Below are 11961 nucleotides of genomic sequence, written 5' to 3'. Positions count from 1 at the left end.
ATGCATGTCCTCGTCAAAGGGGCCGGCGTTGCCGGCCTTGCGGTCGCGCACGAACTCAGCCTTCGTGGCGCCGACATCACCGTTATGGATCCAGGTTCTCACCAAGCGGCCTCATGGTTTGCTGGTGGTATGCTTGCGCCCTGGTGTGAGTGTGAAAGCGCCGATGAAGCCGTCTTGCTGCGCGGCGGGGATGCCATCGACCGTTGGGACACAATGCTGCCTGGCGAGGTCCAGCGAAACGGAACGCTGGTCGTTGCTCCAGCGCGTGACCAAGGCGAACTTGATCGCTTCGCCGGCCGCACCAGCGGCCATGAATGGCTGAACGACGAACAAATCTCTGCATTGGAACCGGCTTTGGCAGGCCGCTTCCGACGCGCGCTTTTCTTCCCGCTGGAGGGCCATCTCAATCCAAGGCGGGCGCTGGGTCTGCTGCGAGAAAAGCTGATCGCTCGACGCGTCAAATTCATCGACCAGATGAATGAAACCACCGGCTACGACGACATCGTCGATTGCACGGGCGCAGCGCGCATAGGGCAGATGAGCGGACTTCGTGGCGTTCGCGGCGAGATGCTTTATCTGGACACTCAGGACGTTGCCCTCGCCAGACCGGTGCGCCTACTGCATCCCCGCTTCCCCGTCTATATCGTTCCGCGTGGAGATGGCTTGTTTATGGTTGGCGCCACCATGATCGAGACGGAACACGGTGGCCCGATTTCGGCGCGTTCAATGATGGAGCTGCTGAACGCCGCCTATGCCGTGCATCCCGCCTTTGCGGACGCGGCTGTCGTCGAAGCGGGTGTCGGAATCCGGCCGGCATTCGCCGATAATTTTCCGCGCGTGTCCCGCGAAGCCGATGCCGTCGTGCTGAACGGGCTCTACCGCCACGGCTTCTTGCTGGCGCCCGCGATGGCGAAGGAAGCGGTCGACCTTGTCTTCTCCCGAACCGAACCAGGAGGAAGTGACCGATGAAACTGATCGTCAACGGTGAGCATCACGACCTGATTGCACCAACGCTGTCCGAACTGCTGACGGTGATGGAATACGAAGGCGACTGGCTGGCGACCGCCGTCAACGGCGAAATCGTCCACCGCGAGGATCGCGCCGACCATGCACTCAACGACAACGACAGGATCGAAATCCTGTCACCAATGCAGGGAGGCTGATCATGCTGAAGCTTTATGACGCCGAAGTCTCTTCCCGCCTGCTTCTAGGAACAGCACGATACCCCTCACCGGCGATCCTCGCGGAGGCCGTTAAACGATCGGGAACGGAGATCGTCACGGTCTCGCTGCGCCGTGAAACCGCAGGCGGACGAAGTGGTGGTGCGTTCTTCGAAATGATCCGCTCGCTTGGCGTTCGGGTTCTGCCGAACACGGCCGGTTGCCATGGGGTCTCCGAGGCCGTTTTGACGGCCAAGATGGCACGTGAGCTGTTCGGCACCAACTGGATCAAGCTGGAGGTGATCGGCAATCACGACACGCTCCAGCCTGACGTGTTCGGTCTGGTAGAGGCGGCAAGCATCCTTTCAGCCGACGGTTTTGAGGTCTTTCCCTACACGACCGACGACCTCGTGGTGGCGGAGAAGCTGCTCGAAGCGGGTTGCGGGGTATTGATGCCCTGGTGCGCCCCGATCGGCAGCGCCGCGGGACCGCTGAACCCAACGGCGCTCCGTTCTATGCGCGCGCATTTCCCGGACATTCCGCTTATCGTTGACGCCGGCATCGGTCGGCCGTCACACGCGACATTTGTCATGGAACTCGGCTTCGATGCCGTCCTCCTGAACACCGCCGTTGCCGGCGCCGGCGACCCGGTTGCCATGGCCAGTGCATTCGCCAAGGCGATCGAATCGGGTCATGAAGCTTTCGGCGCCGGCATGCTCGAACCGCGCGATGTCGCGGTTCCCTCGACACCCATCATCGGAAAGGCCGTATTCGCATGAGGCTCGATCCCTTCTATCTCATCGTTGATAGCGCCGAATGGATCGCGCGTCTGGTGCCGCTCGGCGTCAAGCTTGTGCAACTCAGGATCAAGGAGAAGGAAACGACCGAGTTACGCGCCGAAATTCGAACCGCAAAGGCAATTTGCGCAGCGTATGACTGCCAGCTGATCGTCAACGACTATTGGCAGCTGGCGATCGAGGAAAGATGCGATTTCGTCCACCTCGGTCAGGAGGATCTGGAAGCGGCCGACCTCGATACCATTCGCGCCGCTGGCTTGAAACTCGGCCTCTCTACGCACGACGATGCGGAGCTCGAGACTGCAATGGCGGCAAAGCCGGACTATATTGCGCTTGGTCCGATCTATCCGACCATTCTCAAGCAGATGAAATGGTTGCCGCAGGGACCAGAACGCCTCCGCACATGGAAGGCGCAGGTGGGCGACCTGCCGCTCGTCGCCATCGGCGGCTTGAACGTCGATCGAATTGAACGGGTCTTCGCGCACGGAGCGGATAGCGCCGCTGTCGTGACCGATATCACGCGCAGCGCTGATCCCGAAACGCGGACACGGGAATGGCTCGCTGCCACCACACGCTGGCGAGCTGCCAAAACGTCACCGCATCGGTAGTAGGACCGGGCAGCGAGGGGCGTGCTGTCGCACGCCTTCAAAAATGATTGATTTGCGCATTCTCCTTCGCCATTTTCAAACAGGGGCGAACAACAGGTTGGGCTTGGCACGCATGTTACAACGGACCGAGGAAACGGATGCCGCGCTAATCGACAGGCTTCAGCAAGGCGCATTCAATTATTTCCCGAAGCACTACAATCCCGCCAACGGGCTCGTCGCGGACACGTCCATCACGGGGGTCCCCTGCAGCATCGCCGCGGTCGGTTTTTCCCTATCGTCCTATCCAGTCGCCGTCGAGCGTGGCTGGATGCAGCGGTCCGACGCGATCGACTACACACTGAAGACACTTTGTTTCTTTGCCAACGGTCACCAAGGCCGTGAGCGACACGCGATCGGCTATCGCGGCTTCTTCTATCACTTCCTGCATATGGATACGGGCCACCGCGCCTGGAACAGCGAGCTGTCGACGATCGACACTACGCTTCTGGTGGCAGGCATGTTGACCGCCGCCGCCTATTTCGACCGCAACACCGAAGCCGAAACGGAGATTCGCAGGCTCGCGAGTTTGGTTTACGAGAGGATCGACTGGCACTGGGCGCTAAACAAGGGCCAGACCGTCTCCATGGGCTGGAAGCCAGGCAGCGGCTTCCTGCGTTGGCGCTGGCAGGGCTACGACGAAGCGATCCTGCTTTATACGCTGGCGCTTGCCTCCCCGACGCATCCGATCCCACCGTCGAGCTACGATGCCTTTACCGCGAGCTATTCGTGGATGCTGTTCGGCGACCAGCCTTACGTCTATGCCGGCCCACTCTTCATTCACTTCTTCTCGCATGCGTGGATCGATTTCCGTGGGATCCAGGACAAGGCAATGGCCGAGCGCAACTGGGATTATTTCCGCAACACCCAGTTATCGATCGCCGTGCAGCGAGACTATGCCGAGCGTAATCCCGGCCACTTCGTCGGCTACAACAAGGACATATGGGGCCTGTCCGCCTCGGATGGCCCGCCTCCCACCCGCAACATGCGTGGCGGTCGGCATCCGCGCGTGCTCGGCTATGCTGCGCGTGGCGCACCGCTCGGGCCGGATGATGGCACGATTGCTCCCTGGGCAGCGCTTGCATCGCTCCCATATGACCGCCGAGCCTCGCTCGACGGTCTTCGCGCCCTGATATCCACCTATCCGAACCTGCTCTACGAGGATCGTTTCCCCGGCGGATTCAACCCGACAGTCAAGACCAAGCGACCTGAGGGCTGGGTCGACGACCGCTGCGTCGGCATCGACCAGGGACTGCTGGTGATGACAATCGAAAACGATCGGTCCGATTTCATTTGGAGCCTTATGCGGCGTTCATCGGTTATCCGGCGCGGTCTTGAGCTAGCGGGATATAGCGGCGGCTGGTTATCGGAAGACGAGAGTTCCGAACTCAAGATCGCCTGATCAGCGGCTTCCGAGAACATGCGCCTTGCCGGCGATGTCGAGACGCACATGATCTCCGCGCTCCGGAAGCGCCACGCTTGAGGTCTTGATCATGATAGGGGGCAGGGCAACGCCTTCCAGCGACACGGCGACGGTGCAGGTCGCCCCGCCGAACTCCACCTCGACGACCCGCCCGCGGTAGGTCTGCGCGCTTTCATCGGGAACGACGCGGATCTGTTCAGGCCGCAGCATGATCTCGACCTTACCTTTATGGCCGCCATCGACGGCGACGCGGCCGAGCGCACAATCGGCAAAGCCATTGCGAATAATGGCCGGAAGCATAACCGCGTCTCCGAGAAACAGGGCTGTCTCGCGATCAATCGGCTGCAGGTAAACCGATTGCGGTGACCCGGCCTGGATCAACCGGCCTTCCCGCAGGACGGCGACCTGATCGGCAAAGGAGAGCGCTTCCGCCTGGTCATGGGTGACGAGGATCGTCGTGATGCCTGCTGACTGTAGGACGCGCGCCACGGCCTTACGCATATTCTCACGCAGACCGGTATCGAGTGCCGAAAACGGTTCATCGAGCAGCATCAGGCGCGGCTTGCGGCCAAGCGCGCGGGCCAGGGCCACGCGCTGCTGCTGACCGCCGGAAAGCTGGTGCGGCCGGCGGGTGAGCATGTTGCGGTCAAGCTCAACCATATCGAGTAGATCGACAATGCGTCGCTCGCGATCGGGGGCGCCGCGCTCGAAGCCAAAACCGATGTTGTCGGCGACACTCAGATGCGGAAACAGCGCGCCATCCTGCGACACGATACCGATGCCTCGCTTGTGCGCGGGCACCGTTGCCGGACCGTCGGCCAGAAGCTCGTCATTCAGCGTGACGCGACCGCTATCAGGCTGCTCGAAGCCGGCAATAATGCGCAGCAGCGTCGTCTTTCCCGACCCCGAAGGCCCGACCACGGCGGTGCGGCTTCCGGCGGCGACATCGAATGAGATGTTCTGCAATGCCTGGACATGCCCGTAGCGCTTGCTGATGCGATCAATCGTAAGCAGCGTCATTGTCCGGCAGTCCGTTTCGATTGGGCATAGAGAAGGAGGGTGAGCGGCAGCGATAGCACGACCATCATGAATGCGTAAGGCGCGGCCGCGACGTAGTCGATCTCGCTGGTCAGCGACCAGAACTTCGTGGCGAGAGTTTCCACCCCATTGGGTGCCAGCATCAATGTCGCGGTGAGCTCATTGGTAATGCCGAGACCAACGAGGGCGACGCTGGCCGCCGCGCCCGGCGCGGCCAGTCGCATGGTGATCTGTCGCACAGCCTGGGCAGGCGTCCGCCCAAGGCCCATTGCGGCCCGCTCAAGCTCTACGGGCGCCTGGGCGATGCTTGCCCGCAGGCCTACCATGGCACGTGGCAGGAACAGCAGGATGTAGGCAGCAACAAGGGTCGCGAAGGTTTGATAGAGAGGCAGAACGAGCCGGACCGTAATCGTCACCAGCGCAAGCGCGACGACCACGCCAGGCAATGAGCCGACATAATAATGGCAGGCCTCGAGCAGGCGCTGAAGACGCCCCGGCGCTCGGACGGAAAGCCAAGCCATTGGTGCCGCGGCAATCGTGGCAAGAATGCCGCCGGAGATGGCAAGAATGATGGTTTGCACAAACGCATTGCCGACCGTGTCGACGCGCCAGACTTCAAGCCCACCCAGATAGAGCCACCGCACGAGCGTCACGAGGGGAACCCCGAGGGTCAATGCCGCCAGCCCCACCTGAAGCACGATCGCCGGCACTGCGAACCAGCCGAGCCGACGGCGATCCGCCGGCCGTGCCGAGCCGGAGCCGACGCGGGCATATCGTTCGTTGCCGCGCAACAGGATTTCGAGACCCAGCAAAAGCAAGCAGCAAGCGACCAGAACACCACCCAGCATGTTGGCGGCCGGGCTATTGTAAGCGGATTGGAACTGGTCGACGATCGCGGTCGCGAAGGTGTCGAATCGGATCATCACGAAGAGGCCGTACTCCGACAGCAGGTGCAGCCCGATCAGCAGCGAACCGCCGCAAATGGCGAAGCGCAGCTGCGGCAGGATCGTGCGAAAGAACAGACGCCAAGGCCCGAGGCCAAGGGAAGAAGCCGCGTCCTCAATGGCGGGATCAAGCCGGCGAAGCGCGGCAGCAACCGGCAAATAGAGAAACGGAAAATACGCCAGCACGGACACGAAGACACCGCTCTGCAGCCCACGCATCCCCGGTACGAGACTGATCCAGGCGTAGCTATGGACGAAGGCCGGCACCGCGAGGGGCGCGACAGCCAGCCACGACCAAAGCCGTGCGAAGGGTATGTCCGTCCGTTCGACCAGCCAGGCCAGCGTGACAGCAAGAGCTATCGACAGAGGAATGGTGAAGGCTTCCAACAGCACCGTGTTGACGAGCAGTTCGCCGACACGCGCGCGGAAAACGAGCTCCCTGACGGTCTGCCAGCCGACATCAAAGGTGATCCAGCCGATAAAACCAAGCGGAACCAGGCTAAACAACGCCACGACGGAGGCAAAGAGAATGACGGAAGCGTGAGGCAGACGCGCCCGCAGCCGATCTATTCCTGTCACGGGCCGTGCCATCGGCCCTTCATGGCCGGGAACAAGCAATCTGTTGTCCTGCAGCAAGGCCGCCGCCTTCACACGCTGAAAAAGGAAGGCAACCGCCCACGGAAGACGGTTGCCGATTTCGTCATGCCCTACGTTTTTCTTGAGCCAAAAGCAACAGTTTTGACCAGCCGGACATGTGTCAGAAGGACTTAGATGATACCGGCGGCGGTCATCAGTTCCGTCACCTTCTTGCTGTTCAAGTTGGCCGCATCGACCTTCGGCGCATCGAGGTCAGCCAGCGGGACCAGCTTGTCGTTCGATGCTGCATCCTTGCCGACAGCATATTCGTAGGAGGTGCCATTCTTCAGGATGTCCTGACCGGGCTTGCCGGTCACGAACTTCAGGAACGCCTGAGCATCCTTGGCATGCTGGCTCGACTTCAAAACGCCGCCACCCGAGACGCTGACGAAAGCACCCGGATCCTGGTTCTTGAAGTAGTGCAGACCTACGTTCTTGCTGTTTTCACCGGTCTTCCCCTGATCGCCGAACCAGTAGTAGTGATAGATCACCGCCCCCTCGACTTCACCCGCATTCACCGCCTTCATCGCGACGCTGTTGCCCTTGTATGGTGTGGAGTTTTCCTTGAGCGCCTTAAGCCAAGCCGCACTTGCTTCCTCGCCCTTGAGCTCGAGCAAGGCGCTGACGATCGCCTGGAAGTCAGCGCCGGCCGGCGAAGCACCCCAGCGACCCTTCCACGCCGGATCGGCGAGGTCGAGCAGCGACTTCGGGAGCTTGTCTTCGGTCAGCTTCGTCTTGTCGTAAGCAAAAACCGTCGAACGGGCAGCAATGCCGGTCCACATGCCGTCGGACGGACGATATTGCTCGGGAACCTGGTCCAGCGTTTCCTTGTCGACCGGCGCAAAGAGGCCAGCGGCGTCAACGAGCGTCATAGCCGGGGAGTTCTCAGTCAGGAAAACGTCGGCTGGCGACGCGTCGCCTTCCTGGACGATCTGATTGGCGAGCTGCATGTCGCTGCCCTGGCGCATCGTCACCTTGATGCCGGTTGCCTTGGTGAAGGCATCAATCCACTCGCGGCCAAGGCTCTCATGCTGAGCGTTGTAGACGACAATGCCTTCGGATTCTTGCGCCACGGCGGCGCCGGTGGCCAACGACGTTGCGGCAACGAGCGAAGCGGCAAGCGCCAGCGCGCCGGAAACGCGGTTAAGGGAAGTTTTCATGAAGCCCTCCATGGTGTTTCACCCGAGATCCCCAGGGTGATGGAGCCCGTATATTTTTGTTGATTTCGCATTTCAAGTTTTAGTGATGCCGTTGGCATCACAAATACTTGAAAACATTCGTCAACTTTAGAATCATTCTAGAGCGTGCGGATTGCGGCGATGACTTCATCCTCCACGTCAATGCCATGTTCCAGTGCCTGCCGTCGGGCCGTTTGGCCGCGACGTCCTGGAAGCCGTACACCGGGATCGGAGGAAATCTCGCCGACCAGCATAGCCACTCGATCGGCGACGCCTTTCCCACCGCTGGCCGCGGGGTTGATGACCATAAGCATCTGACCAAGGCCGGGCGCCGAGCCCTTGTCGTCAAAGAGCGAGGAGGACTCGAAGGAAAAATTGGCCCCGGTCAATGCACCGGCGAGGAACTCCACCATCATCGCCAATGCAGCGCCCTTGGCTTCTCCAGAGGGCGCCATTGCGCCCTCGAGCGCCGCAACCGCATCCGTCGTCGGCTCGCCATTGCGGTCAAAGGCCCAATCCGCAGGAATGGCGACGCCTTTTTGCCGCGCAGCCATCACCTTGCCGCGGGCGACGCGTGACAAAGCGAGATCAATGACAAGAGGGTCGGCACCCGGAATCGGCGCGGCGAACGCGATGGGATTCGTTCCAAAGACGGGTTTCCGTCCACCCCAAGCGGCCATGGACGCCGTGGCGTTCGCGACCATCAGAGCGACAAGGCCCATTTCCGCAAACCGCTCTACGGTTAAGGCAAGGACGCCGGCATGGTGCGAACGGTGAACCGCAGCCAAGGCGATCCCCTGCTGCAGGACAATCTCCGGAAGCGCAGTGACGGCAAGATCGAAGGCCGGATAGGCGTAGCCATGGCAGGCGTCGATCCGCACGACGGCGGGAAACGGCCGTTCGAGCCGCGGCTTGGCAAATCCATCGACCTTGCCTGCCTTCGCCTGCTTTGCGTAGGCCTCGACCCGGCGCAGACCATGACCACCCTGCCCGGCGGCTTCGGCGGCAACGAGAGCCCTTGCAACCGAGTGTGCATTGGCCTCGTCTACACGATTGCGCACCAGAGCGTCGACAACCAGCGTTTCCGCCGCAGATAGGGTCAGATGCATAGCGACCTGCGAAAAAGAAAGGGTGATGACGTGTTATGCCATCACCCTTACAGCTGCAATGCAGCAACGGTCATTCGACGTCGAACTTTACGCCCTGCGCAAGCGGCAAGGTCTTGCCGTAATTGACGGTGTTCGTCGCCCTACGCATGTAGGCTCTCCAGGCATCCGAACCGGATTCGCGGCCGCCGCCAGTTTCCTTTTCGCCGCCGAAGGCACCACCGATTTCGGCCCCGGACGGACCGAGGTTGACGTTGGCGATGCCGCAATCCGAACCGCGAGCAGAAACGAAGGTCTCGGCCTCGCGCATGTCGTTCGTGAAGATCGAAGAGGACAGCCCCTGCGGCACCGCGTTGTGCAGGTCCAGCACCTGGTCGAAATCCGTGTACTTCATCACGTAGAGAATCGGCGCAAAAGTCTCATGCTCCACAGGGCCGGTTTGATCGGGCATTTCAACGAGCGCCGGACGAACATAGAAGGCGTCTGCCGCGCCGTTTTCGACGCGCTCGCCACCCGTGACCTTACCGCCGCCAGCTCTCGCCTGCTCAAGAGCCGACTGCATGTTCATAAAGGCCTGCTTGTCGATCAGAGGCCCAACAAGCGTTCCCGTTTCCAGCGGGTTACCAATCGAGACCGAGCCATAGGCCTTCTGTAGGCGCGGAACGAGCTTGTCATAGACGCTCTCGTGAACGAACAGGCGGCGCAGCGTCGTGCAACGCTGACCGGCGGTCCCCATGGCGGAAAAGGCAACGCCCCGCAGCGTCAGGTCCAGATCGGCCGTCGGGCAGATGATCGCGGCATTGTTGCCGCCGAGCTCGAGGATCGATCGGGCAAAGCGCTGTGACAAGCGGGGGCCGACAACGCGGCCCATGGCCGTCGAGCCGGTGGCGGAGACGAGCGGCACCTTGGGATGGTCGACAAGGACTTCCCCGACATCGCGTCCACCAATGAGCAACGTCGACAGGTTCGACGGAGCCACTCCGCCTTCGGCGACAAAGCGCTTCAGAGCCTTTTCAAACAGGGCCTGAACGGCAAGCGCCGTCAGCGGCGTCTTCTCAGACGGCTTCCAGACTGTTGAGTTACCGCAAACCAGCGCCAGGGCAGCATTCCAGGACCAGACGGCCACCGGGAAATTGAAGGCCGAGATGATGCCGACCACGCCCAAGGGGTGCCAGCTTTCCATCATCCGGTGCTCTGAGCGTTCGGTGGCAATGGTCAGACCGTAGAGCTGACGCGACAAGCCGACGGCAAAGTCGCAGATGTCGATCATTTCCTGGACTTCGCCGAGACCCTCGGAGGTGATCTTGCCAACCTCGATCGAGACCAAGCGACCGAGTGCGGCTTTTGCCGCGCGGAGTTCTTCGCCGAGCAGGCGGACGAGTTCGCCGCGCTTCGGAGCCGGGACGGCCCGCCACTCGAGGAATGCCTTGTGTGCCGCCTCGATGGCGTCCTTTGCTTCCGAGGCAGAATGCTCCTTCAGCGCACCGATCTCCTTGCCGGTTACCGGCGAGGTAACGCGAAGGGTGCCGCCGGTATAGCGGTCGGCGCCGACGCCCAGTTCCGTAAGCAGGTTTTTCGTCTCGGTGGCGAGATCAAGTGCGGAGATGGTCATGGGTTCAACCTCGGTTCTCAAAATCGGGCGTCTGCGAAATGGGCCACTTGGGCGCCGGCTTCGTACCACATTTCCTTCACGGCGCGGAAGCTCGGTTCGGACGGCGCTGTCAGGGGCAGCGGCAGATCCGCTTCCGTTGTCTGCCCCAGGATGAGCTGCGCAAGCGTGCGGCCAAACACCGTACCGGGCGCGATCCCGCGACCATTATAGCCGGAGAAGCCTACAACATTCGGCGCGAACCTGTGGAAGCGCGGCAATGCATTGTCGGTCATTCCGATCTTGCCGTACCACTCGCATTCGAACTCGACATCGCCAAGCTGCGGAAAGAGCTTCTTCAAGGAGCGTTTGGCCCAGGCCGTGTGGATCTGAAGCCCGGTATTGCGTAGCGCACCGACACTGCCGAAGACCAAACGCCCGGCCTGGTCCATGCGATAGGAGGAGAGGATTTCCTTCGTATCCCATACGCCTTCGCGCCCAGCGAGGATGGAGCGGCGCAAATTGTCGCTGAGCGGCCGGGTTGCAAGATTGAAATAGGGCAGATGGACCTGCTCGTTGCGCACCGCTTCCCAAGGGCCGGTGCTATAGGCGTCCGTCGCCACAATGATCCAGTCGGCCGTAACCTCTCCCTTTGCCGTCCTGACGATCCAGCGATTGCCTTTCCGCTCAGTCCCGATGACGGCGCTCGACGTGTGGATTGAAACGCCAGCCTTGACCGCCGCATGCGCAAGGCCGCGCGCGTAGGCGAGCGGCTGCAGCGTACCGGCGCGCATATCCAGCAACGACCCCGTATAGGCGCTGCTGCCGACGCGCTTGGCCGTCTCCGCCGCGTCGAGCACTGTCACCGGCGCGCCGCGTGCCGCCCATTGCCGCGCACGATCCTCGATTTCCTTCAGGCCACTTTCGCCGACGGCGACGTGAAGCGTGCCGTTTCGTTCAAGCTCGCAGGCGATGCCGTGCTTGTCGATCAATTCCATTACAAGCCGTGGCGCGTTGCCCAACAAGTCGAGCAGACGTCCGCCGTAGACCGGGCCGAGAACGCCCGGAAGATCGTCCGGCATGACCCACATGCCGGCGTTGATGAGGCCGACGTTTCGGCCTGCACCACCGAAGCCGATCTCCTTGGCTTCCAGCAACACGACCTTCGAACCCGCGTCCGCCAGATGGAGACTGGAGGAAAGACCCGTATAGCCGCCCCCCACAACCACGACATCGGCACTCAAACTGCCCGCGAGTGAGGAGGTAACGGGCGGCTGAGGAGCGGTTTTTTCCCAGAGACCATGGGAGCGGGGATCGTTCAGCATCGATCAAAATCCATTGGTTAAGCAGGCAGCATTCTAGCGCCGTGCGATTGCTTGTTAAACCGCTGATCAGGTTGCCGATCGCAGCCCAGGAGGCCGTACCGGGCAGTTCGATCGTAATTTCA

Annotated in this window: 11 protein-coding genes; 5 read left to right on the top strand and 6 right to left on the bottom strand. The window is 61.6% G+C overall.

The genetic code is table 11. The features are described 5' to 3' along the window. The 5 genes from thiO (at nt 1) to FHT76_RS13865 (ending at nt 4003) form a co-directional block, all read left to right on the top strand. Complete coding sequence (thiO, locus tag FHT76_RS13885) at nt 1–969, top strand: glycine oxidase ThiO (RefSeq protein ID WP_183863827.1); 969 nt, start codon at nt 1–3, stop codon at nt 967–969. Next, on the top strand, nt 966–1163 hold the full coding sequence (gene thiS / locus FHT76_RS13880) for a sulfur carrier protein ThiS (RefSeq protein WP_028758962.1): 198 nt from the start codon (nt 966–968) through the stop codon (nt 1161–1163). Before thiO ends, thiS begins: the two co-directional genes overlap by 4 nt. 2 nt (nt 1164–1165) lie before the next feature. Continuing rightward, nucleotides 1166–1939 (top strand): thiazole synthase, encoded by a 774-nt coding sequence (locus tag FHT76_RS13875; RefSeq protein ID WP_028758963.1) that lies wholly within the window; start codon nt 1166–1168, stop codon nt 1937–1939. Next, entirely contained in the window at nt 1936–2565 is a 630-nt protein-coding gene (locus FHT76_RS13870) for a thiamine phosphate synthase (RefSeq protein ID WP_183863776.1), read from the top strand. Before FHT76_RS13875 ends, FHT76_RS13870 begins: the two co-directional genes overlap by 4 nt. A 112-nt stretch (nt 2566–2677) precedes the next feature. After that, nucleotides 2678–4003 (top strand): glucoamylase family protein, encoded by a 1326-nt coding sequence (locus FHT76_RS13865; protein WP_183863777.1) that lies wholly within the window; start codon nt 2678–2680, stop codon nt 4001–4003. Here the strand turns inward: FHT76_RS13865 and FHT76_RS13860 are convergent, their stop codons facing one another. From FHT76_RS13860 to FHT76_RS13835, 6 genes are all read right to left on the bottom strand, one after another. Next, nucleotides 4004–5044, bottom strand: coding sequence for an ABC transporter ATP-binding protein (locus FHT76_RS13860; RefSeq protein WP_183863778.1), 1041 nt, complete (start codon nt 5042–5044; stop codon nt 4004–4006). It lies immediately after the preceding gene. After that, on the bottom strand, nt 5041–6597 hold the full coding sequence (locus FHT76_RS13855) for an iron ABC transporter permease (RefSeq protein WP_210280862.1): 1557 nt from the start codon (nt 6595–6597) through the stop codon (nt 5041–5043). Before FHT76_RS13855 ends, FHT76_RS13860 begins: the two co-directional genes overlap by 4 nt. A gap of 176 nt (nt 6598–6773) precedes the next feature. Beyond that, complete coding sequence (locus FHT76_RS13850; protein ID WP_259185626.1) at nt 6774–7802, bottom strand: iron ABC transporter substrate-binding protein; 1029 nt, start codon at nt 7800–7802, stop codon at nt 6774–6776. Between the two features lie 137 nt (nt 7803–7939). After that, complete coding sequence (locus FHT76_RS13845; RefSeq protein ID WP_183863780.1) at nt 7940–8929, bottom strand: Ldh family oxidoreductase; 990 nt, start codon at nt 8927–8929, stop codon at nt 7940–7942. Nucleotides 8930–8999: 70 nt separating this feature from the next. After that, nucleotides 9000–10538 carry an aldehyde dehydrogenase family protein gene (locus tag FHT76_RS13840; RefSeq protein ID WP_183863781.1) on the bottom strand — a complete coding sequence of 513 codons (1539 nt, stop codon included), beginning with the start codon at nt 10536–10538 and terminating at the stop codon, nt 9000–9002. Nucleotides 10539–10555: 17 nt separating this feature from the next. Next, complete coding sequence (locus FHT76_RS13835; protein ID WP_183863782.1) at nt 10556–11839, bottom strand: FAD-binding oxidoreductase; 1284 nt, start codon at nt 11837–11839, stop codon at nt 10556–10558. Nucleotides 11840–11961: the final 122 nt, after the last annotated feature.

It is taken from the genome of Rhizobium sp. BK176 (assembly GCF_024808055.1).
The sequence above is the reverse complement of the archived record's forward strand: the minus strand, read 5'-3'. Positions and strand labels throughout refer to the sequence as shown.

Bases quoted from the DNA above. Each gene is read 5' to 3' on its own strand.
- thiO (WP_183863827.1), top strand. From the start codon at position 1: ATGCATGTCCTCGTCAAAGGGGCCGGCGTTGCCGGCCTTGCGGTCGCG.
- thiS (WP_028758962.1), top strand. From the start codon at position 966: ATGAAACTGATCGTCAACGGTGAGCATCACGACCTGATTGCACCAACG.
- FHT76_RS13875 (WP_028758963.1), top strand. From the start codon at position 1,166: ATGCTGAAGCTTTATGACGCCGAAGTCTCTTCCCGCCTGCTTCTAGGA.
- FHT76_RS13870 (WP_183863776.1), top strand. From the start codon at position 1,936: ATGAGGCTCGATCCCTTCTATCTCATCGTTGATAGCGCCGAATGGATC.
- FHT76_RS13865 (WP_183863777.1), top strand. From the start codon at position 2,678: ATGTTACAACGGACCGAGGAAACGGATGCCGCGCTAATCGACAGGCTT.
- FHT76_RS13860 (WP_183863778.1), bottom strand. From the start codon at position 5,044: ATGACGCTGCTTACGATTGATCGCATCAGCAAGCGCTACGGGCATGTC.
- FHT76_RS13855 (WP_210280862.1), bottom strand. From the start codon at position 6,597: ATGGCACGGCCCGTGACAGGAATAGATCGGCTGCGGGCGCGTCTGCCT.
- FHT76_RS13850 (WP_259185626.1), bottom strand. From the start codon at position 7,802: ATGAAAACTTCCCTTAACCGCGTTTCCGGCGCGCTGGCGCTTGCCGCT.
- FHT76_RS13845 (WP_183863780.1), bottom strand. From the start codon at position 8,929: ATGCATCTGACCCTATCTGCGGCGGAAACGCTGGTTGTCGACGCTCTG.
- FHT76_RS13840 (WP_183863781.1), bottom strand. From the start codon at position 10,538: ATGACCATCTCCGCACTTGATCTCGCCACCGAGACGAAAAACCTGCTT.
- FHT76_RS13835 (WP_183863782.1), bottom strand. From the start codon at position 11,839: ATGCTGAACGATCCCCGCTCCCATGGTCTCTGGGAAAAAACCGCTCCT.